A 24,484-nucleotide genomic window follows, 5' to 3' on the forward strand; every position below is an offset into this window, starting at 1 on the left:
ATGCTTCTCCTGAATGACGCTTTAGCGCGGAATGGCTAAACCCAACCGCTCACCACGATAGCTGCCGTTGAGAATCGCCTGCCACCATGGCGGATTGGCCAGATACCACTGCACGGTTTTACGAATGCCACTTTCAAAGGTTTCCTGTGGCGTCCATCCCAACTCACGCGCAATTTTGCTGGCATCAATAGCGTAACGTTGATCGTGACCCGGCCTGTCAGTGACAAAGGTAATCAGATCGCGATAGCACGTCAGATGCGCCGCTCGCTGCTGCGGTGCCAGTTCGTCTAGCAAATCGCACAGCGTTTCAACCACCTCAATATTACGGCGTTCGTTGTGCCCGCCAATATTGTAGGTTTCCCCGACTTTGCCGTTGCTCACCACGCTATAGAGCGCGCGCGCGTGGTCTTCAACGTACAACCAGTCACGAATCTGGCTACCATTGCCATACACCGGCAGTGGTTTGCCCGCCAGCGCATTGATGATGGTGAGCGGAATCAGCTTTTCTGGAAAATGGTAAGGACCATAATTGTTGGAACAGTTGGTGACGATTATCGGCAAGCCATAAGTGCGTAGCCAGGCCCGAACTAAATGATCGCTACTGGCTTTGGTGGCGGAATAAGGGCTGCTCGGTGCGTACGGTGTCGTTTCAGAAAAGAAATCATCACTACCGTGCAAATCGCCAAACACTTCGTCGGTGGAAATATGGTGGAAAATGAAGCCTTTTTTGCGCTCATCGTCCATTTGATTCCAGTAATGGCGTGCCGCTTCCAGCAACTGATAGGTGCCGACAATATTGGTTTCGACGAAGGCAATTGGCCCATCAATCGAACGGTCGACGTGACTTTCAGCCGCCAGATGCATAATGCAATCAGGCTGATGCTGTGCCATGACGCGATCCAGTTCAGCACGATCGCAGATATCAACCTGTTCAAAAGCAAAACGCGCACTCTGCTGCACAGGTGCCAGAGAGGCTAAATTCCCGGCATAACTGAGTTTATCCACCACCACGACACGATGGTTAGTCTGCTCAATCAGGAAACGCACCAGCGCAGAACCGATAAATCCGGCGCCTCCGGTGACCAGGAACTGTTTCATCGCCAGACACCTTTAGTATCGACGACCCACGGCTGCGCGATGCGACTCGTGTCAATCGCGCGGAACTGAGCGTGATCGACCAACATCACCAGAATATCCGCCTGTTGCAGCGCATCTTCGGTGGAAACCAGCGTGGCCTCTTGCGCCAGGCGTGCGGGGATCTCTTCGATATGCGGCTCCACCACCAGCGTCGGGCCGCTGTGCCATTCCGCAATCAGATGCGCCACCGTCATGGCTGGGCTTTCGCGCAAATCGTCAATGTTGGGTTTGAATGCCAGACCAAAGCAGGCAATCGTCACTTCGCTCGCGCGCTTGCCGCTGGCGGTCAGGCATTCGGCAAGCTGCTGTTTGACTTGATCCAGCACCCAGGTCGGCTTCGCATCATTCACTTCACGCGCCGTGCGGATTAAGCGCGCCAAATCCGGGTTCTGCGCCACGATAAACCAAGGATCGACCGCGATGCAGTGGCCGCCAACGCCGGGACCGGGTTGCAAAATATTGACGCGAGGATGGCGGTTCGCCAGCGCAATCAGCTCCCACACATTAATCGCCTGTTCTGCACAAATCAGCGACAGCTCGTTGGCGAAAGCGATGTTCACATCGCGGAAGCTGTTTTCGGTGAGTTTGCACATCTCGGCGGTGCGGGCGTTGGTTTCAACACATTCACCACGCAAGAAGATTCGATACAGTTCACTGGCGCGTGCCGAACAGGCAGGCGTCATGCCGCCGATCACCCGATCGTTCTCCAGCAGTTCAACCATCACTTTGCCGGGCAGCACGCGCTCGGGGCAGTAGGCGATAAACACGTTGCAGTCATCACCGTGCTGGGGAAAACGCAGATCGGGACGTGACTCAGCCAGCCATGCTGCCATTTGTTCCGTGGTTCCCACTGGAGAGGTGGATTCCAGAATGACGAGATCACCCGCTTTCAGTACCGGTGCAATCGACAGCGCCGCCGCCTGCACATAACTGAGATCGGGCTGATGATCGCCGATAAAAGGCGTGGGCACGGCGATCAGGAAGGCATCGGCGGCTTCAGCCTGAGTTGTCGCACGCAGATAACTGGCCAGCACGGCGTCACGCACCACATCACCCAGCTCGGGTTCAACAATGTGGATGTCACCGCGGTTAATGGTGTCGACCGCGCGGGCATTGATGTCCACGCCGATCACGCGCTTTCCCTTTGAGGCAAAAACAGCTGCCGTTGGCAGCCCAATGTAGCCCAGTCCGATAACGGAAATGGTATTAAAACTCATCATTATGCTCTGTATTGTTTGAGTGCCTGCAAGATGCGCGCGCAGGCCTGACCATCGCCGTACGGATTATGTGCACGACTCATGACCTGCCAGGCTTCATCATCCTGTAGCAACACGCTGACTTCTGCGACGATACGATTAACGTCAGTGCCAACCAGCTTCACCGTACCGGCATCCACCGCTTCCGGACGCTCAGTGGTGTCACGCATCACCAGCACCGGTTTGCCCAGCGAAGGGGCCTCTTCCTGGATGCCGCCGGAATCGGTCAGAATCAGCCAGGAGCGGTTCATCAGCCAGACAAACGGCAAATACTCTTGCGGCTCAATCAGGATGATATTGTCGATACCGCTGAGAATGCGGTTTACCGGCTCACTGACGTTAGGATTGAGATGGACAGGATAGACAATCTGCGCCTGCGGATGCTGACGCGCAATCTGCGCCAGTGCGCTGCAAATGCGTTCAAAGCCTCCACCGAAACTTTCACGGCGATGGCCAGTGACCAGAATCAGTTTCTTATCCGCATCCAGGAACGGATAGCGTGCCGCTAAACGCGCATTGAGATCGACATCATCCAGCACGCGATCGCGCACCCACAGCAACGCATCAATCACCGTATTACCGGTGACAAAAATACGTGCATCGGGGAGATTTTCGCGCAGCAGGTTCTGTCGTGAATTTTCCGTTGGCGTAAAGTGGTAGCTGGCTAAATGCCCGGTCAAGGTGCGGTTGGCTTCTTCCGGCCAGGGCGACATCAGGTTGCCGGTGCGTAAACCCGCTTCCACATGCCCGACCGGAATCTGATGGTAAAACGCGGCCAGGCTGGCAGCGAAAGTGGTGGTGGTATCACCGTGCACCAACACTAAATCGGGCTGAAAATCGGCCAATACCGTTTTCATACCTTGCAAGATACGGCTGGTAATCTCTGTCAGCCCCTGCTCGGGGCGCATGATATTGAGATCGTAATCAGGTTGCAGCTTGAACAGCCGCAGCACCTGATCGAGCATTTCACGATGCTGCGCCGTCACGCACAAGCGTGCGTCAAACGCAGGATCGTCCGCCAGTGCCTGCACCAGCGGAGCCATTTTGATCGCCTCAGGACGCGTGCCAAATACGGTCAGAACTTTCACGTGGCTTCTCTTAATGGCTGGTTGGTAACGTTGAACGAGGACGGCGCACCAGCGCGACACCTGAACCCACCAGCGCACCGATCACGCCCCACATGATCATCATAAACACCCGGCGCGGACTATCGCGCGATACCGGTTCTTCCGGGGTGCGCAGGTAGCGATAAGTCTGGAACGGTTTGTCCAAACGCGCGCCCGCCTGCAGCGTACCCAGCATCGCCCTGTTTTGATCATAGCTTAAATCGTAAGCGGGACCGCTCGCCTGTAGCGTATCCAACTGCGCTTGTAGCATTTGCTGACCCAACAGGAAGCGGTCGCTATCGGGCAGCGCCTCACCGGTGGCAGGTGCGCGATTCTCTTTAATCCCCTGCTGACTGGCCACTTTCAATGCTTGTTCAATGCGTTGACGCTGGCGGTCAAACACCGACTGGGCCACTTCCTGTTGACGATTCACCTGCGCCAGCAGTTGTACGGTGCGCGCCTGCCATGCACCTTTCAACTCGGCATTGAGATGACGCGCCGCACGCTCGCTGGCATAGGCGATATATTGACGCAGTAGATTGTTGGCGTCGCTGGCGGTTTCAGCAATCAGTTTGATGTTATCCAGCGTGTTGTGCGCCGCATCCGCCGGCGTGAACTGGATATTGGTGATCATGTCGTCGAGCAGTGCTGCATCATTGTGGGCGTTGCCACTTTTGCGGCTTTTGTAATACTCGGTTTGCTGCCAGAAGTCACGACGCGTATCCCAGGAGGCCAGCTGCATGGTGAACTCCTGATACACCTCATCCATCACCGTAGGGGCAGGCGTATTAAGATTGAGCGTATTGGTGCGCACATCAAGATTATTGAGAAACTGCTGCTGCACGAAGAAATCGCCCAGCATATTCACCGTTGGGCGATCGGTCACCGCCGTGGTGCTCCACGCTTGTCTCATCAACATTGAGGCCAGCCAGGCCAGCAGGGCAAACAGCAGCGCGCAGCCGATAATCCAGCGCTTGCCGCGCCATAACGTGCAGCCCAGGCCGCGCACATCCAGTTCGTTCTCCACAACGACAGAGGTCATAACAAAAGTCCTTATCCGGGTACTGATCGGGTAATTTATTTTTTATCTTCGCTGCTACTTTGCCAGCGACGTTTTATGCGACGGATTTTGCGTGCCACACGCCAGGCGTGTTTCAGGCAATAGCCATAAAGGAAGAATGCCATCAGGAATAACACCAGCATCACCCACTCGGGGATGAAGGCAAGATATTCACCCAATACGCCAATGCCCGCCAGAATCGCTGCGGCTACAGTGATCAGGACAAACGCCTGACGTGAAGTAAAACCGGCGCGCATGATTAAATGGTGAATGTGCTGGCGGTCAGCCGAAAACGGGCTCATGCCTTTGCGTAAGCGGCGATACATAATGGCCACCATGTCCATCAACGGAATGGCAATCAGCCATAATGCTGTGACAGGGGTAATCGGGTGACTCAAGCCCTGGGTGGTTTCCAGCAGAATCCAGATGATGGTGAACCCGATCATGGTGCTGCCGGCATCACCCATAAACACTTTATAGCGGCGACCAATCAGACCAAGGTTCAATAAGATATAGGGAATAGTGGCCGCAATCATGGCGAAGCACCACATCGCAAGGCTGGTCTGACCGTCGAAATAGAGGATGATGCCCATCGCCGCAAAAGTGACGCTGGCAAGGCCTCCCAGCAGGCCGTCAATCCCATCAACCATATTGAAGGCGTTGATCGCTGCCCAGACGGCAAACAGTGTGAGCACATAGCCAAAAGGCCCTACAACCAACTCCACAGGGCCGATAATAAAACCGAGGCTCAACAGATACAGCTTGGCACCGACCATCATCACAATGGCGACGGCTGCCTGCACTAACGCGCGAATTTTAACGCTGATATCGAAGCGATCGTCCAGCGCACCGACCAGCACCAACACACCTGCGCACGCAAGATAGAGTGAAGCATGGGGCAAATAATAATCTGAAATAGCGAAAGCAAAGCAGATCCCCGCATAAACGGAAATCCCGCCCACTAAGGGAATGGCGCCATGGTGTCGTTTTCTTGAATTAGGCGTGTCCACCAGCCCAATTTTTTTAGCTGCTTTGCGAGCAAAAAATAGGAACACTAAGGTAAAAAGAAAAACTAAACCCAGCTCAGTACTCATAGTGAGTAAATTCACGTTAACGCTCTCAGCTAAAATCATCGACAACAATAAGCAAGATCCTTGCCATTGCCGTATATCCTTTGTCCGAATTCTGCCTGCGAAAAGTCTGATTGCTGAAAAAAGCAGCACCTTTCTGGCACAATCATCATAATGCTTCCTGACTGGGCTAATCCTAATGCCCATAAATGAAAAACGCCACGTTAAGACGTGGCGTTAGCAATAAATCCTGGCAAAGTGTGCGACCGAATCGCTTCGCTTAGCGATTCACGTTCGCCAACTTATGAACGCTTCATCATATCGAAGAATTCATCATTGGTTTTGGTCATCGCCAGTTTATTGATGAGGAACTCCATCGCGTCAATTTCACCCATTGGATGGATAATTTTGCGCAGGATCCACATCTTCTGCAGTTCTTCCTGAGAAGTCAGCAGCTCTTCTTTACGGGTACCGGAGCGATTGTAATCGATGGCCGGGAACACACGTTTTTCCGCAATTTTACGCGACAGGTGCAGTTCCATGTTACCTGTACCTTTAAATTCTTCGTAAATCACTTCATCCATCTTCGAACCGGTATCAACCAGCGCGGTCGCGATGATGGTCAGGCTGCCGCCCTCTTCCACGTTACGTGCCGCACCGAAGAAACGCTTTGGACGGTGCAGGGCGTTAGCATCCACACCACCGGTTAAGACTTTACCGGAAGCTGGAACAACGGTGTTATAAGCACGGGCCAGACGAGTGATGGAGTCAAGCAGGATGATAACGTCTTTTTTATGCTCAACCAGGCGCTTAGCCTTCTCGATCACCATCTCAGCAACCTGAACGTGGCGTGATGCTGGTTCGTCAAAGGTAGAAGCAATCACTTCACCTTTTACCAGACGCTGCATCTCGGTCACTTCTTCCGGACGCTCGTCAATCAGCAGCACCATCAACACGCAATCCGGGTAGTTGTAGGCAATGCTCTGCGCAATGTTCTGCAGCAGCATGGTTTTACCGGCTTTCGGTGGTGCCACGATCAGACCACGTTGGCCACGGCCAATTGGCGAAGCCAGGTCGAGTACACGTGCGGTCAAATCTTCGGTTGAGCCATTACCGCGCTCCATACGCAGACGATTGTTTGCGTGCAGTGGCGTGAGGTTTTCGAACAGAATCTTATTACGCGCGTTTTCCGGCTTGTCGTAGTTAACTTCGTTAACTTTCAACAGTGCAAAATAACGTTCACCCTCTTTTGGTGGGCGAATTTTGCCAGAAATGGTGTCACCAGTGCGGAGGTTGAAGCGGCGGATTTGGCTGGGAGAAACGTAGATATCATCGGGACCGGCGAGGTAGGAGCTGTCTCCAGAACGGAGGAAACCAAATCCGTCCTGCAATATCTCCAGCACACCATCACCAAAGATGTCTTCGCCACTTTTGGCATGCTGCTTCAGGATAGAGAAAATAATATCCTGCTTGCGCATACGTGCCTGGTTTTCCAGACCCATATTTTCGCCGAGGGTAATCAGCTCAGAAACCGGCGTATTCTTTAATTCGGTAAGATTCATAGTGAGGGTTCTTAAACTCGGGGTAATTCTCGAAATGATTGTCGTGAGTGGTATGGCAAAAATTCCATGCCTGTTAATGGCTCTTTTTCAACTCTACTCGACGATTATCGTCAGGTGTGGCGATAGGAAACGAAGAGACGGTCGAAAGGTGATGCCGAATGTGCTAGTCATCAGATTGCCAAACCACGATAACGTTCAATGCGAGCAGGGTCTGACAAGGGAAAACTTTAGATGCAAACTACAAGGTAAGTGCGTAATGCAGTAAGGTCAACTTAACACGCCTGAAAGAGGACGTCCAGCAGTGGCGAAAAAATTCACCACTGCGGAACAACACCGCGCTGGACTTAGGCCAGGTTAGCGTTCAGGAACTCTTTCAGCTGACCTTTAGACAGGGCGCCGACTTTGGTGGCAGCCACTTCGCCGTTCTTGAACAGCAGCAGTGTCGGGATACCACGAATGCCGTATTTAGGCGCAGTGCCCGGGTTGTCATCAATGTTCAACTTGGCGATGGTAAGCTTACCTTCGTACTCTTCTGCGACTTCGTCGAGAATGGGGGCGATCATTTTGCAAGGACCACACCATTCAGCCCAGAAATCTACCAGAGTGACACCTTCTGCTTTCAACACGTCGGTGTCGAAACTGTCATCGGTCAAGTGAACGATTTTATCGCTGCTCATGTTTAACTCCAAAGATTGTGCCTGGCGAATTGGCGTAAAATATACCAACGTAGGATGACTTTATTTCATCGGATACGCTTTCGTAAAGCGCTAGTAAGCTGATATTCTACCACACTATGAGCAAAACACACTTAACTGAACAGAAGTTTTCCGACTTCGCCCTGCACCCACAGGTAGTGGAAGCCCTTGATAAAAAAGGCTTTCATAACTGCACGCCTATCCAGGCGCTCGCATTGCCTTTTGCGCTTTCAGGGCGTGATGTTGCGGGTCAGGCGCAAACCGGTACGGGCAAAACGATGGCGTTCCTGACGTCAACGTTTCATCATCTTCTTTCTCATCCAGCCGCCGAAGGCCGCCAGATCAACCAGCCGCGCGCGCTGATCCTGGCCCCTACGCGTGAACTTGCGGTGCAGATTCACGCCGATGCTGAGCAACTGTCGCAGGTGACAGGTCTGAAGTTGGGCCTTGCCTACGGTGGCGACGGCTACGACAAACAGCTGAAAGTGTTAGCGGAAGGCGTCGATATTCTGGTGGGCACCACGGGTCGCCTAATCGATTATGCTAAACAGAATCATGTCAATCTCGGTGCGATTCAGGTCATGGTACTGGATGAAGCCGACCGCATGTTCGACCTCGGCTTTATTAAAGACATCCGCTGGCTGTTCCGCCGCATGCCGCCGGCCACCCAGCGTCTGAGCATGCTGTTCTCCGCGACCCTTTCTTACCGCGTACGTGAACTGGCGTTTGAACACATGAACAACGCCGAGTACGTTGAAGTTGAGCCTGAGCAGAAAACCGGCCACCGCATCAAAGAAGAACTTTTCTATCCTTCTAATGAAGAAAAGATGCGCCTGCTGCAAACCTTGCTGGAAGAAGAATGGCCAGATCGCGCCATTATTTTCGCCAACACCAAACACCGCTGTGAAGATATCTGGGGCCACCTGGCCGCTGATGGTCACCGCGTGGGCTTGCTGACAGGGGATGTGGCTCAGAAGAAACGTCTGCGCATTCTGGATGATTTCACTAAAGGTGATGTCGATATCCTGGTCGCAACGGATGTTGCCGCACGCGGTCTGCACATTCCTGCCGTCACCCACGTGTTTAACTACGATCTGCCTGACGACCGTGAAGACTATGTTCACCGTATTGGCCGTACCGGTCGTGCCGGTGCCAGCGGACACTCAATCAGCCTGGCTTGTGAAGAGTACGCCCTGAACCTGCCTGCAATTGAAGAGTATATCGGCCACGGCATTCCGGTGAGCAAGTACAACAGCGAAGCACTGATGAGTGAACTGCCTCCGCCAAAACGCCTGCAGCGCAGCCGTTCAGGTAATGGCCCACGCCGTGGCGGAAACAACAGTAACCGTCGGAGCGGTGCACCGCGTAATAACAACCGTAAACGTTCGAGTTAAGCACACCATGCTGAGCGCATCGTCACTTTATGCTGCGATTGATTTAGGTTCTAACAGCTTTCATATGTTGGTGGTGCGCGAGGTATCCGGCAGTATTCAGACCGTTGCGCGGATTAAACGCAAAGTGCGTCTGGCTGCCGGGCTGGACAAAGCCAATCAGCTCTCCATCGAAGCGATGCAGCGCGGATGGCAATGTTTAAAGCTTTTCTCCGAACAATTGCAGGACATCCCGCCTGAGCAAATCCGCGTGGTGGCAACCGCGACGCTGCGTATTGCCGAAAATGCACAAGATTTCCTGACCACTGCTGAAGAGATTCTGGGCTGCCCGGTGAATGTCATCAGCGGCGAGGAAGAAGCGCGTCTGATTTATCAAGGCGTTGCCCATACTACCGGCGGTTCCGATCAGCGCTTGGTGGTGGATATCGGCGGGGGCAGTACCGAACTGGTCACCGGTGAAGGTTCGCACGCGACCACGCTGTTTAGCTTGTCGATGGGCTGCGTCACCTGGCTGGAACGTTACTTTGGCGATCGCCATCTGGCGAAAGAGAATTTCGAGCAGGCCGAACGGGCTGCGCGCGAGATTATTCGCCCTGTCGCTGCCGCCCTGCGTGAAAAAGGCTGGCAGATCTGCGTGGGCGCCTCCGGCACCGTGCAGGCACTGCAGGAAATCATGGTGGCGCAGGGGATGGATGAACGCATCACCCTGAGTAAGCTGCAGCAGTTAAAACAGCGCGCCATTCAGTGCGGGAAGCTGGAAGAACTGGAAATTGAAGGATTGACGCTGGAGCGTGCTCTAGTGTTCCCAAGTGGCCTTTCCATTCTCATCGCCATCTTCCACGAACTCAATATCGACAGCATGACGTTGGCCGGCGGTGCGCTTCGCGAAGGTTTGGTGTACGGCATGCTGCATCTGCCGATCGATCGCGATATCCGCAGTCGGACATTGCAGAACGTCCAGCGCCGCTTCTCCATTGATGTGGAACAAGCAGGCCGCGTGCGTCAGTTGGCAGAGAGCTTTTTCCGCCAGGTGAGCAGCAGTTGGAAGCTGGATAACCGATGTCGTGACCTGCTATTAAGTGCCTGTTCTATCCACGAAATTGGCCTGAGCGTCGATTTTCGTCAGGCGCCACAACACGCCGCTTATCTGATTCGTCATCTCGACCTCCCTGGCTTTACTCCCGCCCAGAAAAAAATGTTGGCCTGTATGCTGCAGAACCAGAGTGGCAGTATTGATCTGGGCTTGCTGACGCAACAGAACGCCGTACCTCCGCGCATGGCAGAACGGTTAAGCCGCTTGTTACGTCTGGCGATTATCTTCTCCAGCCGCCGTCGTGATGACACGCTGCCCGCGGTACGTTTGCAGGCCGATGATGATGCACTGCATTTGACACTGCCTGCTGGCTGGCTGGATGCGCATCCGCTGCGAGCTGAGCTGTTAGAACAGGAAAGTCACTATCAGTCCTACGTACACTGGCTACTTACTATTTCTTGATCGAACCGACTGCGCTTGCTGATGCTGGGTTGAAAAGCTCCCGTCAAATGCGCATTTACGGCCTGGCGACAGAAGATCTCGTGATTTCCAGGTGCGCATCAATGCGCACCCTACAGGTTTTTTGCGTAGGGTCGCCATTCATGGCGACCGCCAACCATTAACCCTTTTTCGCCTTATCCAGCATCGCGCGTAATCCAGCGACTCGCGATTGGCCGGTCTTCATGCGCTCTTCCGCGCTCACCACTTTTTTCTCGTGCTCCCACACCACATCATCCTGCGGTAGCTCCAGCAGGAAACGACTCGGCTCCGGGCGCACCAGCTCACCGTACTGGCGGCGCTCGCGGCACAGGGTAAACGTCAGCTCTTTCTGCGCTCGGGTAATGCCCACGTATGCCAAACGGCGCTCTTCTTCGATGTTGTTCTCGTCAATGCTGCTCTGATGCGGCAATAGCCCCTCTTCCATACCGACCAGATACACATACGGGAACTCCAGCCCTTTCGATGCGTGCAGCGTCATTAGCTGCACCTGATCGCTCTCTTCGTCACTTTCACCGCGTTCCATCATGTCACGCAGCGTAAAACGGGTGACAACCTGCGCCAGCGTCATCGGCTCATTCAGTTCGTCACCTTCCAGCATTTCCGTCATCCACTGGAACAGCGTGTTGACGTTCTTCATGCGCATTTCAGCCGCTTTGGGGCTTGGCGAGGTTTCAAACAACCAGCTTTCGTAATCGACACCGCGAATCAGGTCGCGCACGGCATTCACCGGTTCACGCTCGGTCAGCTGAATAATGTCATTCAGCCAGTGCGTAAACCGCTGCAAGTGCTCAAGACCGCGTCCACTCAGCGTCTGCTCCAGTCCCATATCGAAACTGGCATTGAACAAACTCTTACTGCGCAGATTGGCCCACTCACCCAGCTTTTGCAGCGTGGCGGGGCCAATTTCACGGCGCGGCGTGTTGACGATACGCAAGAAGGCGCTGTCATCTTCCTGATTCGTCAGTACTCGCAGATAAGCGAGCAAATCTTTAATTTCCGGGCGCGAGAAGAACGAGGTGCCGCCAGAGATACGATAGGGAATACGGTTCTGCATCAGCTGCTTTTCAAACACGCGCGACTGATGGTTGCCACGATAGAGGATCGCGTAATCTTTGTAGGCGGTCTTATTAATGAAGTGGTGGGCAATCAGCTCCCCTGCGACCCGCTCCGCCTCATGGTCCTCATTGTTGGCACTCAGCACTTTCAACTCGCTGCCTTGTCCCAGTTCGGAAAACAATCGCTTCTCAAACACGTGCGGGTTGTTGGCAATCAGGATATTGGCAGACTTCAGAATGCGCTGCGTCGAGCGGTAGTTTTGCTCCAGCTTCACCACTTCCAGCGCCGGGAAATCCTCTTTTAATAACACCAGATTTTGCGGACGCGCACCGCGCCATGAGTAGATCGATTGGTCATCATCACCCACCACGGTAAAGCGCGCACGGCTGCCGACCAGCAGCTTGACCAGCTCATATTGGCTGGTGTTGGTGTCCTGATATTCATCCACCAGCAAGTAGCGAATGCGCTGCTGCCAGCGTTCGCGCACTTCCTGGTTGCGTTGTAGCAACAGCGTGGGCAGCGCGATTAAATCGTCGAAATCCAGTACGTTGCAGGATTTCAGGTGCTGATCGTACAGTTGGTAGCAATGGGCGAAAATCTGATCACGCTGCGATTTCGCCAGCCCTACCGCACCCTGCGGATCCACCAGGTCATTCTTCCAGTTGGAAATAGTGGAGATCAGCTGCTGTAACAGGGTTTTGTCCTCTTCCAGCCACTGCTGGGTGAGGTCTTTCAACAGTGCCAGCTGATCCTGGTCGTCGAACAGTGAGAAACTGGCTTTCATCCCCAGCGCTTTGTATTCGCGTTTGATGATCTCCAATCCCAATGTATGGAATGTCGAAATCATCAGGCCGCGCGCCTCTTTGCGCCCCAGCGTTTGTGCCACACGCTCTTTCATCTCACGCGAGGCTTTATTGGTAAAGGTTACCGCCGCGATATGCCGTGCCTGATAGCCGCATTCGCGGATCAGGTGGGCGATTTTATTGGTGATAACACGGGTTTTACCTGAGCCCGCACCGGCCAGCACCAGGCAAGGACCGGTGACAAATTCGACAGCACGTTGTTGGCCGGGGTTTAAACGCATAACGGAATTTCACTCAGTTGAATCAAAAGAATGGGGAACAAAAAGCCTGCCGCTATCCCGGAGGGGCACATTCATGCGCACCTCACTACCAGGTCGCCAAAAATGGCGACCCTACAGCAGATAGCAGCCGCATTAGGCTATAATGCGCCGGACATTATACATACATACAGAGACTCCATCATGGCGAAAACCGCGGCGGCTTTGCACATCCTCGTCAAGGATGAAGCGCAGGCCAAATCATTGCTGGCACAACTGGAGAAAGGCGCAAACTTTCAGCAGCTGGCCAAAAAACACTCCACTTGCCCCTCGGGCCGCAACGGCGGCGATTTAGGGGAATTTCGTAAAGGGCAGATGGTCCCCGCCTTTGATAAAGCGGTCTTCTCTTGCCCGCTGCTGCAACCTTACGGACCGGTGAAAACCGCTTTCGGCTATCACATCATCAAAGTGCTGTGGCGTAACTGATCACTTTTTACTTTTCATCTGCTGCAACACGTTACTGCACTGATTCGCATCCGTATCGCTGGGCGAAATCAGTGCCAGCAGCGCCGCAGCCGGTGCCACCACGGCACCCAGCGCAACGGCTGCCGCACCGCGTGCAATCAACGGCCCCGCTTTCACGCCCGCATCAGGATTTTTAAAGGTGCCGCGCACATAGAGCGGCGAACGCAAGGTGATGATACGAATGCCTTTACTCTCCGGATTAATCGACAAATCCATCCGCTCATTGGCGAAGTTGACGTTGCCGGTAACGTTGATCACCGCATTCTCGGTATCCAGCACAAACACCTTCGGTGTGGCCAAGCCCTGACGGATATTCAGATCGGTGGCCGCGCAGTTGATGCGCACTTCATCGTCACCGAACAACTTACCGACCACATAATTGCCCACGTTTAATCCGGCAATCTCCATCAGGCTGCGGCTGATCAAGCCATCGTTCATTAACAACTTCAGCTCACCGTTACTGGTACCCAGCAAATCCGCCACCGAATTCCCGGTACCGCTCAGGGTCGCATCACCATTCAACTGCCCCAGGCTACGCTGCATCGCGGTGACATTCGGGAACAGCTGACGCAATTGCAATTTACGCGCGTGCAAATCAGCTCGACCGCGCATCGGACTTTTATCCCCTTCCAGATGCAAGGTGGAATTGATACTGCCGCCCGCCATGCCAAAGCGCAGCGGATCTAACAGTAGATCGCCGTTCTTCAATTGAAGATGGGTATAGAGATCGCTGAGCGGCAGCTTGCTGCTGTGTTCGATGCGTTTGCCGCTGAACTTCACATCGGCATCCATCACATCCCAGCTTTTGGTATCGAACTTATCGTGTGGCAGCACACGGTCCGCTGGTTGCGTAGAGGCGTCGCCGCGCTGTGCTTTGGCCTGCTGGGTTTTCTCACTGCCTTTGCCTGAGTTAACCCCGATCAGCGGCCCTAAATCCGCCATACGCAGCTGATTTGAACTCAGCTCACCGGTCAGGCTCGGGCGCGGTTTTGCCTGACGATAGGTCAACGAGCCATGAATATCACTGTCACCAATATGACCGTTAAACTTCTCATACTGGAACAGCGGCCCTTTTTCCTCATTAAAGCGCGCAATCAGGTGACCATCCGTTTCATAAGGTGGCGTATCCGGCAACAGCACGCCGGTCAAACCATACAAGTTCGCCAGGGTGTCGCCAGAAAAACGCAGGCGCACATCTAAGCCACCGAGATTGAGCGGATCCTGCAAAGTGCCATCAACACGCACCCGCGTCGTGCCGTTACGCACATCGACCTGCAGCGGGAAAGGGGTCGTTTTGCTGCGCAGCGATAGCATGCCGCCAATTTTGCCCTCGCCCTCCAGCTTCTGGTTGTTATAGGTGCCGTTTGCCTGCCAGCCGAAAACAAAATCACCCGCGCCTTTTTGCTGATCGTTACCGCCAGCGACTTGGGCATAAGGCAGCGGTTTACCTAACGGGTTGATAATGACCGTGACATCAGCCTTATTGATGGCATCGCGATAGCGCACTTCCCCCTTATCAAACAGGATGTTATCAAGACGGAATGACCAGGCTGAAGGCGGTGCGTTGGCATCGCTATTGGCGCTGCTGGCTAAGTTGAAGGTCCAGTTATTCTTTTTATCGGCGGTTTGTACCAAGCGCGCATCCGGTAACTGCAACTTGATCCACGGCAGATAAACCTCTTGATGCAGCAGCGCCAGCGGCGCAAGCGTGGCTTCAACGCGCTGCAAGTGGACCATGGTGACATCAGGAATATTGGGAGGGTTACCGAGCATAATGTCGTCAGCATGCACCTGTGGCCAGGGTACCCAACTGCGCCAGCCAGGCTCTTCGCGATTGCGCACCCAGGCAACGCCCAGGTCGCCGCGAATGGCGAAAGGTCGATTCAGTTCAGCCGAGACTTTTTGATTGATAGTCGGTTTGAGGCGGTTCCAGTCGAAGGTGGCGATTATCACCACGACCACCACAATTAATAATAATAAAATCCCGAAAACCCAACTCAGGATCTTTCCTGTGCGTGACATTATGCTTCCTCCTTGCCCTTCCACGTCTCAACTAACTGTAGTCGAGACGCCACGGAACGGGGTCAGTGAAGCTCAAGTGCCATATTTTCCAGTTCGCTGAAGGGAACCGGGCGCGAGAAGAAATAGCCTTGCGCGGCCATGGCGGGCGAATTCTGCACCTGCTGCCATTCCTCTTCTGTTTCAACGCCTTCCACGATCACACCGTTGCAATAACGGTTGATGAGCGCCAGTAACATCGAAAACAGTGAGCGACCTTCATCGGTTGAACGCAGCAGCATAAACAACTCGCGAGACAGCTTAATATAGTCATAGCGCAGTTCGGTGAGCGCAGAGAAGTTCGCCATGCCAGATCCAAAGTCATCCAGCCACAACGGCCCAAGCTCGGGCATCTTCGCCACCATCTCCTCTTGTGGCAGCGCATGGTGTTCGGTCAGTTCGAAGCGCATCCACGGCAGTTCAGAGATTAATTCACGAATCCCAGCATGTTGCTGTATTGCCATCAACGTCGGGCCATCGATATTAACGGACGCCACCAACTGACGCTGGGTGAAAAAGTGTGACCACTGTAATAACAGCTCAAGCTGTTCCTCGACGACGTCGAGACGCTGCGCGATATTCAGCGCATCAAAATAGGTTTCGGGCGACAACCTTTTCTCTGGTGCGGAGGGATGAGTCACCGCAGTCAGTAATTCAATGGCCAGTAAACGGCCGGAGACCTGGTAGATCGGCTGGAAAGTATAGAATCGTTGGCACTGCTGCCAGAAGAGACGCGTTTCCTGTTGTTGCTCCAGTTCAATTGAAATAGGCAGCCGATGACTTAAATTATTCATCACCATGGTTTTTTCCTGGTTGGTGGTGGGTGCCTGCAAATAACATCCCAGCGGCAAGTATCGGCTATTAACGGGATAACTTTATGTGTCTCAGCAACCACACGAGCAGTTGAGTGTATCAGCGCGTTTCAGGCTTAATCGGCAAAACAAACGGCGCTTTGGCCGCTAAATCACCGTTGACGGGGCCATTCACCACCTTAAGCTAAATTAAAACATCGTTTTAAAAACCATTGACAGCTGCCATACCAGGCGCGAGACTCGTCAGCAGAATTCACTACAGGTTAAAGATCATGACGCAGAAGACCATCGCCATCATTGGCGAATGTATGATTGAGCTGTCTGAAAAGGGTGAGAATATTAAACGCGGTTTTGGCGGTGATACGCTGAATACCGCGGTCTATCTGGCGCGTCAGTCAGATAGCCAGCGGTTACGGGTAGATTATGTCACCGCACTCGGCACCGACAGCTTCAGCGATCAGATGATCGCCGCCTGGCAGCAAGAGCAGGTGCAAACCCAGCTGATTCAGCGCCTCGATAACAAAATGCCGGGCCTGTACTTCATTGAAACCGATGAACATGGTGAACGCACCTTCTGGTACTGGCGTAACGATGCGGCCGCACGTTTTTGGCTGGATAGTCCGGAATCTGAGGCGATCTGCCAGCAACTCGCCCATTACGATTACCTCTATCTCAGCGGAATTAGTCTGGCGATCCTGCCTGCGGCCAGCCGCGAGAAGCTGATGACCCTGCTCAGCGCCTGTCGTCAAAACGGCGGAAAAGTGATTTTCGATAACAATTACCGTCCGCGCCTGTGGGCTGACCAAGCCAGCGCACAGCAGGCGTACGCTGAGATGCTGCGACACACCGACATGGCCTTCCTGACGCTTGACGATGAACATCTGCTGTGGGGCGAACAGCCGCTGGAAGCGGTGATTGCGCGAACGCGTGAGGCTGGCGTGCAGGAGATCGCCATTAAACGCGGTGCCGATTCCTGCTTAGTGGCGATAGGCGACGATGCCCTGTGCGAAGTGCCGGCGATTAAGCTGGCAAAAGAGAAAGTGATCGATACCACTGCCGCAGGCGATTCGTTTAGCGCCGGTTACCTGGCCGTGCGTTTAGCCGGTGGAAGCGCGGAAGATGCCGCAGCGCGTGGTCATCTCACCGCCAGTACGGTGATTCAGCATCGTGGCGCGATTATCCCGTTGGAAGCCATGCCAAATCATTAATAAATCCGCTACGGTGGGTAGTGGCGTGCCATGGCGCGCCCGATGGCGGCAACGGGCGGCCTAAAGGCCGCACCCTACAAAATCCGTCGCGGCGCAATTTATTGCGCGATAAATCGCGCCGCTACCAAATTGACCTGCGCCCCTGAAAAAATCATTACCCCGACTTACCGAAGTCACAGGGAAATTTGTATTAACAACACATTTTTCACTACTAATTTTCATCATCATCGCCAGTCATCCCCATCCGACAGACGCCCCTCAAAACCACTTTAGCCTTACTAATAAGATCAATTTAAATTCAATCGATTACGGCAAGAAAACGGGCCGCCAGGCATAGTCCGAAACTGATGAAATCGGCGGTTTTCGGCTGGACGCCAGCGGGAAAACAGACCATGTTTTAATCAATAACAGCAGGACGCTGTTACTCCGGCCGCGAACAGAATAACGACAACATGACTCGCTCAGGACTGATTGTATGCACACAGAAATTATTAATATCTGGCCGCACGGTGATGCGCCAGGCGCGAGCGATTCGCGCGCTCAACCGCAAATCGTCGATCTTGCTAAAGAATATGAACCCTATGACCGCGCCGCCACCGGTGTGCGTTGCCCGGAGATGGCAATCTGGCATCCGGAAACCTCCAACGGGATTACGCTGCTGGTTGCGCCTGGCGGGGGCTATCAGCGGGTACTGATTGACCGTGAAGGCAGCGCGCTCGCCACCTTCTTCACTTCCATGGGCTATACGCTGGCGGTGATGACCTATCGCCTGCCCTACGATGGCCATCACGAAGGCCCGGATGCACCGCTGGCCGATGCGCAGCGTGCGGTTCGCGTGCTGCGAGATCGTGCGCAGCGCGGCATGAATGGCAAATATATTGTGATGATGGGCTTCTCTGCCGGGGGACACGTGGCCGCCAGCCTGGGCACGCGCTTTGGCGAGAAGGTCTACCCGGTTCAGGATCAGGCCGACAGCTTCTCACCGCGCCCGGATGCGATGGTGCTACTTTATCCGGTAATCAGCATGCGTGACGGGCTGGCGCACGAAAGCTCGCGCACCCGCTTGCTCGGCGCGTGGCCTGATCAAAAGCTGATTGAAGCCTATTCACTGGAAACGCGTGTGCATGCGCAAACGCCACCCACGCTGCTGATTCACGCCACTGATGATGAGTCGGTTTCCGTAAATAACAGCATGGTGTTCTTCAGCGCGCTGCGGGAGCACAAAGTGCCGGTGGAGATTCACTTCTATCAGAAAGGCGGCCACGGATTTGGCATCCGGGGCGTGGCGGATTTACCGCTAGCGAGCTGGCCGATGCTCGTGACCGAATGGCTTCGCGCCAAATGATCCCCTTCATACTTTGAGCTGCAGCGGCGTTGGCTGCGCGCGTTCACCCCAGTCACTTACTGATGTAAGCTCCTGGGGATGAACACCCTTGCCGCCTTGCTGCAGCTCAAATTATTTTGGGGATGACATATGCCAAGATGATTAAACTTGGGCCATGAATCATAAATTATTTGTCATGACGACGGTTGCGCCGGGTCAGTGGCGCTCGCGCTGCCATTACTTTCCGGTTTGGCATCATCTGGCGCAGCCGGTGCGGCAGGCGCATCGGGTACCTTCATCACCTTGTCCCAACTGTCCTGCAGCATCTTCACGTTGGTTTCCGGTTCGCCCTGCGGCTGAATCAACACCATCGTCAGTTCCTGCGTCAGCTGCTGGCGCAGTTCCTGGTTGAGCTGCTCACGTGTCAATTCGCTGAGAAACGCCTGACGCAGCTTCTGGTACTGCTCCGGTGCGATATCCACCACCGCATTCTGCTGTGAACGCAAACGCTGCCCCATCAGAATATCGGTATCAGTACGTGCGTAAGTGGCGAACAGCTTGTTCAGCTCTAACAGCTTTTGCGCCATCAGCGCATCAAACTCTTCCTGCGGTAAGCCTTTATCACGCACCACCGCCAACTCTTTCGCCACCTGATTCATGTTCTGCGCCAGCGAGGCATTAGGGCTGTCCATATTAATGGAACACTGTGCGCGCTGGTACAGCACACGGCAGTCAAAACCGACCTGGACGTTCTGCGCTTTGCTGTCCGCCAGCGAGCGCTGCACATGCCAGAACAGGGCTTCACGCGCCAGATCGCTCTGCCAGTAGTGTTGCAGATTTTGCGAGTCGCGAATCGGTTGCCACGGCGTATCCCACACCAAAGACAGACGATCCTGGTTCATACCGCCGTTGACCAGGTTAACCGCCTGATGCGGCAGCGGTGACAGCGTCGGCAGTGCAGCCGGAGCCACGCGCTTGCCCTTCAGCGGTGAGAACGCTTTATTGATCTGCTCGGCCATACTGCGACTATCCACGTTGCCCACCACGTATAGCGTCATGCCATCCGGGGTGTACCACTGCTGATAGAAGCTATTAAGTTGAGCGATATCCACCGGTGCACGCGGCTGTTCGCCAGGATCGTGCGCCAGCATCGCTGAGCCTTTCAAACGATAACGCCACCACACGTCTTGGGTGTTAGGTGGCCAGGTGGCAATCGGGTCGGTCGCGGTTAACGCGGTCGAGATCACCTGCTCATTAATGGTCATTTTGCCTGCGGTCGCCGCCAGCCAGCTCAGCGCTTCTTTCAGCAGCTCAGGGCGGTTATTCGGCAAACTCAGGTTGTATTGGGTGTAATCGTATGACGATATCGCCGGTGGCAGCGGTCGCTGCGGGTCCATCGCCTGCTGCCACAGCGCGCGTTGCTGGTTGGTGTCCAACGCGGCGTTGTGTACCATCGCCATACGTGGAATCAAGTGGCTGAAGCCCGTTTGCTGCGCGCTCTCCACCAGCGAGCCGGTGTTAACGATCAGGCGCAACTCAATGCGATCGCTCGGACGCTGTGGTGTTGTCAGAAGCTGCCAGCTAAAACCATTGTCCAGTTTACCTTCCTGCCAGGCGGGATCGGGCTGGAGTGTTTCAGCGTGTGCGCCAAAGCCGGATGCCGCAAGGATCAATCCGCCAACCAAAAGCCGAATTCTGGTGCCCTGCATGTGAACCCCTACTCAAACAGATCAACGCTCGTTATCGCGACATAAACGGTCACAACAGGGGTGACCGACGCGGCATATCGCCGCCACGTTTATTGAAGAACAGACTCTTTGACCACAGGATGGTCAGGATGTCGCGCAACGAGGTAAAAAATCGGGAAAAAAATCAATGGGGTTTATTATGCAAATGCCCGCTGTCAGGGCAAGCGACAGCGGGCATTTCTCGGGAAATTAACGCAATTAGCCGATTAGATGCTGGTTTGTGATGCGTTATTCACCTTTTTCGCTGAAGAAAGCGTCGCTTTCATCTGCTCTTCATCCAACTGACCGACCCACTTCGCCACGACAACGGTCGCCACGCCGTTACCCACCAGGTTAGTCAGTGCACGCGCTTCGGACATAAAGCGGTCGATACCGAGAATCAGCGCCAGACCCGCCACCGGCAGATGTCCCACTGCAGATAAAGTCGCTGCCAACACGATAAAGCCACTGCCGGTCACACCCGCAGCCCCTTTAGAGGAGAGCAGCAGCACCACCAATAACGTGATCTGATGGAAGATATCCATATGCGCGTTGGTGGCCTGTGCGATAAACACTGCCGCCATGGTGAGATAGATAGAGGTACCATCAAGGTTGAATGAGTAGCCGGTCGGGATAACCAACCCCACTACCGACTTCTTACAACCCAGCTTCTCCATCTTATCCAGCATGCGAGGCAGCGCGGATTCCGAAGAAGAAGTGCCCAGCACAATCAGCAGCTCTTCTTTGATGTAAGCGACGAACTTGAAGATATTGAAGCCCGCCCAACGCGCAATCAGCCCCAGCACCACCACCACAAACAGCACACAAGTAATGTAGAAGCAGATAATCAGCTGCCCCAATTGCACCAGTGAACCGACGCCGTATTTACCGATGGTAAAGGCCATGGCACCGAAAGCACCGATTGGCGCGAGGCGCATAATCATGTTGATCACGCCGAAGATCACTTTCGAGAAGCTCTCAATGACGTTGAACATCACGGTACCGGCGTTACCCAGGCGATGCAGGGCAAAACCAAACAGAATGGCGAAAAGCAGCACTTGCAGGATGTTGCCGCTGGCAAAGGCGCCGATCACGCTATTCGGGATGATATCCAACAAGAAGGCGATAACACCCTGCTCTTGCGCCTGCTGGGCGTAAACCGCCACGGCTTTGGCGTCGAGCGTTGCCGGGTCAACGTTCATGCCCGCACCCGGCTGCACCACGTTAACCACAACCAGACCGATAATCAGCGCGATGGTGCTGACCACTTCAAAATAGAGCAGCGCAACGGCGCCCGTACGTCCAACGGCTTTCATGCTCTCCATGCCGGCAATACCGGTCACCACCGTACAGAAAATCACGGGGGCGATGATCATCTTGATCAGCTTAACGAAACCATCACCAAGCGGCTTCATTTGCGCGCCTAACTCAGGATAGTAGTGGCCCAACAGGACGCCGATGCCGATGGCAACCAGCACCTGAAAGTAGAGGCTTTTGAACAGTTTCATAACAGGTGTCCAGGTATAGACGGAATTCACCGCCGTTATTATGGAGAACGCATGCGGCAAGCCGCCTGGAAGCGAAAAACCTTACCGATTGCGGGAAAATAACACCCCGTTAACAGGATTAATATACCCTTACATTCCTTACAAAAGTTACAAAACTCTAACTATGAACTGAAACGCTTCAGCACACGGTACATCAGCGTTTTATCAAGGAAAATCAATAAATCAGGTGATTATTCAGGATGTGACGAAGGCGCAAGCCAGCGTTGATTAAAGATGTGTAAAGGCAAGGCTTCTGCGTATAAGTAGCCTTGCCCTATGGTAATTCCGCGCGCCAGCAGCCAGTCACGCTGCTCTTCCGTTTCAACACCCTCGGCAATCACGTCAAGGTGAATGATGTCGGCAATGGCTGACACAATACGCACCATGGTGTCGTCATCGGGCAGTGCGGCAACGAAGCTGCGGTCCATCTTCAGCTTGTTCACTGGCAGCGCTTTAAATTGATGCAGATAGTTGAGGTTAGAGTAACCCATACCGAAATCGTCGAGCGCTACTGCCACGCCGGTTTGCTGCAACGCGCGCAGCAGGGATATCGCCTGCTCAGCATCACCTATTTGCGCGGTTTCAGTAATTTCCAGTACAAAGTTACCCGGTGCAATGCGATGGCGCTCCAGCAGCCCCTGCAAATGGCTCACCATGCTGGCGTCACGCAACTGCACGGCGGAAATATTAACGCTGAGTGGGATATTGATGCCTTGCTTCTGCCAGGCGGCGAGAATGCGGCAGGCTTCTTCAAATACCCAGCGGCCTATCGCCGAAATCACGCCAATCTCTTCGGCGCTGGCAATAAACTCTTCTGATAATCCGTAACTGCCATCCGGCATACGCATACGCAGTAACGCTTCGGCACCGGCCAGTTCACCGGTTGCCATGTTGATTTGCGGCTGCAGATAGAGTGCAAACTGATCGTCCTGTAAGCCCTGCAAGATATCGTGCTCCTGCGTCAGACGTTTTTGCGCCCGTTCAGTGAGTGCCGGATCAAAGAACAGAATCTGGTTTTTACCCTGATGACGCGCCGACATCATGGCGGAGGTGGCGCGATCAAGCTGCTCGCCCGCGCTGACGACGCTATCGTCATACAACGCCAGACCGATACTGGCATTGGGACGCAGTTGCAGTTGATGAAGATTGACGGGCTGATTGATGCGGATCATCAGGTTGCGGGCCAGCCGCATCGCCCGGAACGGATTGTGGGCGCGCTTCATTAATAGCGCAAAATCGCTCGGTCCGGTTTGCGCCAGCAAAGTGTGATCGTCCACGGTGCTGCGAATTTTTTCCACCAGCGTCAGCATTAAGGTATCGCGCTGCTCATCACTCAGGACGCCGTTGGCTTCCTGCAAGGTCTCAATGCGGATCACCATCACCCCCCACGGCTGACGACGATGGCGATGGCTGGCGTGCTGATCGAGCAGGGCCAGGAACAGTGCGCGATTGGGTAAATCGGTGACGGCGAAATGGGTGGTCATACGGCTCATTTCATCATGAATCGACTCCAGCACCTGCTGATTGCGGTTGTAGCTACGGATCAGCATGCCGATTTCATCGTCGCGATGGTTGTGCGGCAAATCCAGTTTGTGGGTGAGAATCGCTTGTGGCGGTAGCTCCTGCAAGTCACGCGACAGGTTACGCAAGGGATGCACGATAAGACGGTTGATGCACCAGCTGATGGCCACTGAGAGAATCAGTGCCAGCAGCAAATAGGTGGTGATCATGGTTGAAAGCGTACTCAACAGGAATTGATACACCCGTGAGGAGTCGGCCTGTAGCACCAGATAAGCGATCGGCTTCGGCAGCCCGGTTCGCTCAACCGAGTATAGCGGCAGAGTGATTTGCACCGGCAGCTCAAACAGGCGTGCAACAAAGCGTGGCACCGGTTTTTCCGGCACGAAATCGGCATGCAGCGCCTGGAACGCGTTTGGCAGTACCACATCCGCCCGAGACAAAATACCGGCAGGTTTGAGGGTATTGAGAATGCGTTCCGCCTGCGGAATATCGCCTTTGAGCACCGCTTCAGAAAGCGGCTGACGCACCGTGTGCGCGATATTCTCCATCTGCTGGGCGTAGTCAATCCTGCGCTGCTGCACAAAGTGGAATAACTGGATGACGATAAAAATGCTGATGGTCACCATCGCCACGGCGGACACCGTTGCCATCTGCTTTATCGTTAACGAGCGGCTAACGCGCAACAAAACCTCTCCCGGCGTCTCACGCCGTGTCTTTAGATGAAATGCGCAGCGAGTATATCGCAGGTCAGTGATTTTTTGCGCCGGGATAAGGTCGAAAAGTGGCTGAGAGAGGCAGATAAGTGGGTGAATAGGAATTGTTCAGGTTGCCGAAC

Annotated in this window: 18 protein-coding genes; 5 read left to right on the forward strand and 13 right to left on the reverse strand. The window is 54.2% G+C overall.

The genetic code is table 11. The annotated features are described in order from the left end of the window. Positions 1 to 21: 21 nt before the first annotated feature. The 7 genes from rffG to trxA all read right to left on the reverse strand — a co-directional run bounded on the left by rffG (position 22) and on the right by trxA (position 7,868). Positions 22 to 1,098 (reverse strand): dTDP-glucose 4,6-dehydratase, encoded by a 1,077-nt coding sequence (gene rffG / locus LK04_RS18165; protein WP_039329199.1) that lies wholly within the window; start codon positions 1,096 to 1,098, stop codon positions 22 to 24. Continuing rightward, the gene (gene wecC, locus LK04_RS18170) at positions 1,095 to 2,354 is read right to left on the reverse strand and encodes a UDP-N-acetyl-D-mannosamine dehydrogenase (protein ID WP_039329197.1); all 1,260 of its coding nucleotides are present in this window, start codon (positions 2,352 to 2,354) and stop codon (positions 1,095 to 1,097) included. The genes rffG and wecC overlap by 4 nt, the downstream gene beginning before the upstream one ends. A gap of 2 nt (positions 2,355 to 2,356) precedes the next feature. After that, positions 2,357 to 3,481, reverse strand: coding sequence for a non-hydrolyzing UDP-N-acetylglucosamine 2-epimerase (gene wecB, locus LK04_RS18175; protein ID WP_039329195.1), 1,125 nt, complete (start codon positions 3,479 to 3,481; stop codon positions 2,357 to 2,359). 10 nt (positions 3,482 to 3,491) lie between these two features. Next, the gene (gene wzzE, locus LK04_RS18180; RefSeq protein WP_039329194.1) at positions 3,492 to 4,541 is read right to left on the reverse strand and encodes an ECA polysaccharide chain length modulation protein; all 1,050 of its coding nucleotides are present in this window, start codon (positions 4,539 to 4,541) and stop codon (positions 3,492 to 3,494) included. A 35-nt stretch (positions 4,542 to 4,576) separates the two neighbouring features. Then, positions 4,577 to 5,653 carry a UDP-N-acetylglucosamine--undecaprenyl-phosphate N-acetylglucosaminephosphotransferase gene (gene wecA / locus LK04_RS18185; protein WP_039329289.1) on the reverse strand — a complete coding sequence of 359 codons (1,077 nt, stop codon included), beginning with the start codon at positions 5,651 to 5,653 and terminating at the stop codon, positions 4,577 to 4,579. 278 nt (positions 5,654 to 5,931) lie between these two features. Beyond that, the gene (rho, locus tag LK04_RS18190) at positions 5,932 to 7,191 is read right to left on the reverse strand and encodes a transcription termination factor Rho (protein ID WP_039329193.1); all 1,260 of its coding nucleotides are present in this window, start codon (positions 7,189 to 7,191) and stop codon (positions 5,932 to 5,934) included. 344 nt (positions 7,192 to 7,535) lie between these two features. Beyond that, positions 7,536 to 7,868: a thioredoxin TrxA gene (gene trxA, locus LK04_RS18195; RefSeq protein WP_039329191.1), complete on the reverse strand. Its 333-nt coding sequence runs from the start codon at positions 7,866 to 7,868 to the stop codon at positions 7,536 to 7,538. Positions 7,869 to 7,984: 116 nt separating this feature from the next. On the opposite strand from trxA, the gene rhlB reads away from it, so the two are divergent. After that, the gene (gene rhlB / locus LK04_RS18200) at positions 7,985 to 9,280 is read left to right on the forward strand and encodes an ATP-dependent RNA helicase RhlB (RefSeq protein ID WP_039329190.1); all 1,296 of its coding nucleotides are present in this window, start codon (positions 7,985 to 7,987) and stop codon (positions 9,278 to 9,280) included. A gap of 7 nt (positions 9,281 to 9,287) precedes the next feature. Then, positions 9,288 to 10,772, forward strand: coding sequence for a guanosine-5'-triphosphate,3'-diphosphate diphosphatase (gppA, locus tag LK04_RS18205; RefSeq protein ID WP_039329189.1), 1,485 nt, complete (start codon positions 9,288 to 9,290; stop codon positions 10,770 to 10,772). Positions 10,773 to 10,929: 157 nt separating this feature from the next. Here gppA and rep read toward each other — a convergent pair whose 3' ends face one another. Continuing rightward, complete coding sequence (rep, locus tag LK04_RS18210) at positions 10,930 to 12,951, reverse strand: DNA helicase Rep (RefSeq protein ID WP_039329187.1); 2,022 nt, start codon at positions 12,949 to 12,951, stop codon at positions 10,930 to 10,932. Positions 12,952 to 13,131: 180 nt separating this feature from the next. Here rep and ppiC point away from each other — a divergent pair, with 180 nt between their 5' ends. Continuing rightward, positions 13,132 to 13,413 (forward strand): peptidylprolyl isomerase PpiC, encoded by a 282-nt coding sequence (gene ppiC / locus LK04_RS18215; protein WP_034827827.1) that lies wholly within the window; start codon positions 13,132 to 13,134, stop codon positions 13,411 to 13,413. On the opposite strand, the gene LK04_RS18220 is transcribed toward ppiC, so the two are convergent. Both LK04_RS18220 and pdeH read right to left on the reverse strand, forming a co-directional pair. Further along, on the reverse strand, positions 13,414 to 15,474 hold the full coding sequence (locus tag LK04_RS18220) for an AsmA family protein (protein ID WP_039329184.1): 2,061 nt from the start codon (positions 15,472 to 15,474) through the stop codon (positions 13,414 to 13,416). It lies immediately after the preceding gene. Positions 15,475 to 15,536: 62 nt separating this feature from the next. Next, positions 15,537 to 16,310: a cyclic-guanylate-specific phosphodiesterase gene (gene pdeH, locus LK04_RS18225; RefSeq protein ID WP_039329183.1), complete on the reverse strand. Its 774-nt coding sequence runs from the start codon at positions 16,308 to 16,310 to the stop codon at positions 15,537 to 15,539. A gap of 284 nt (positions 16,311 to 16,594) precedes the next feature. Between pdeH and LK04_RS18230 the strand changes: the two genes are divergently transcribed. Both LK04_RS18230 and LK04_RS18235 read left to right on the forward strand, forming a co-directional pair. After that, positions 16,595 to 17,530 carry a sugar kinase gene (locus tag LK04_RS18230; RefSeq protein ID WP_039329181.1) on the forward strand — a complete coding sequence of 312 codons (936 nt, stop codon included), beginning with the start codon at positions 16,595 to 16,597 and terminating at the stop codon, positions 17,528 to 17,530. A 475-nt stretch (positions 17,531 to 18,005) separates the two neighbouring features. Further along, a complete protein-coding gene (locus LK04_RS18235; RefSeq protein WP_039329180.1) occupies positions 18,006 to 18,875 on the forward strand; it encodes an alpha/beta hydrolase in 870 nt (289 codons plus the stop codon). Between the two features lie 173 nt (positions 18,876 to 19,048). Here LK04_RS18235 and LK04_RS18240 read toward each other — a convergent pair whose 3' ends face one another. The 3 genes from LK04_RS18240 to hmsP form a co-directional block, all read right to left on the reverse strand. Continuing rightward, positions 19,049 to 20,563, reverse strand: a complete 1,515-nt coding sequence (locus tag LK04_RS18240) for a M16 family metallopeptidase (RefSeq protein ID WP_039329178.1) — start codon at positions 20,561 to 20,563, stop codon at positions 19,049 to 19,051. Between the two features lie 245 nt (positions 20,564 to 20,808). Continuing rightward, positions 20,809 to 22,089, reverse strand: a complete 1,281-nt coding sequence (locus LK04_RS18245) for a dicarboxylate/amino acid:cation symporter (RefSeq protein WP_039329177.1) — start codon at positions 22,087 to 22,089, stop codon at positions 20,809 to 20,811. Positions 22,090 to 22,319: 230 nt separating this feature from the next. Beyond that, complete coding sequence (hmsP, locus tag LK04_RS18250) at positions 22,320 to 24,332, reverse strand: biofilm formation regulator HmsP (RefSeq protein ID WP_197063311.1); 2,013 nt, start codon at positions 24,330 to 24,332, stop codon at positions 22,320 to 22,322. Between the last annotated feature and the right edge of the window lie 152 nt (positions 24,333 to 24,484).

The organism is Pantoea vagans (genome assembly GCF_001506165.1).
Lineage (GTDB): Bacteria > Pseudomonadota > Gammaproteobacteria > Enterobacterales > Enterobacteriaceae > Pantoea > Pantoea vagans_C.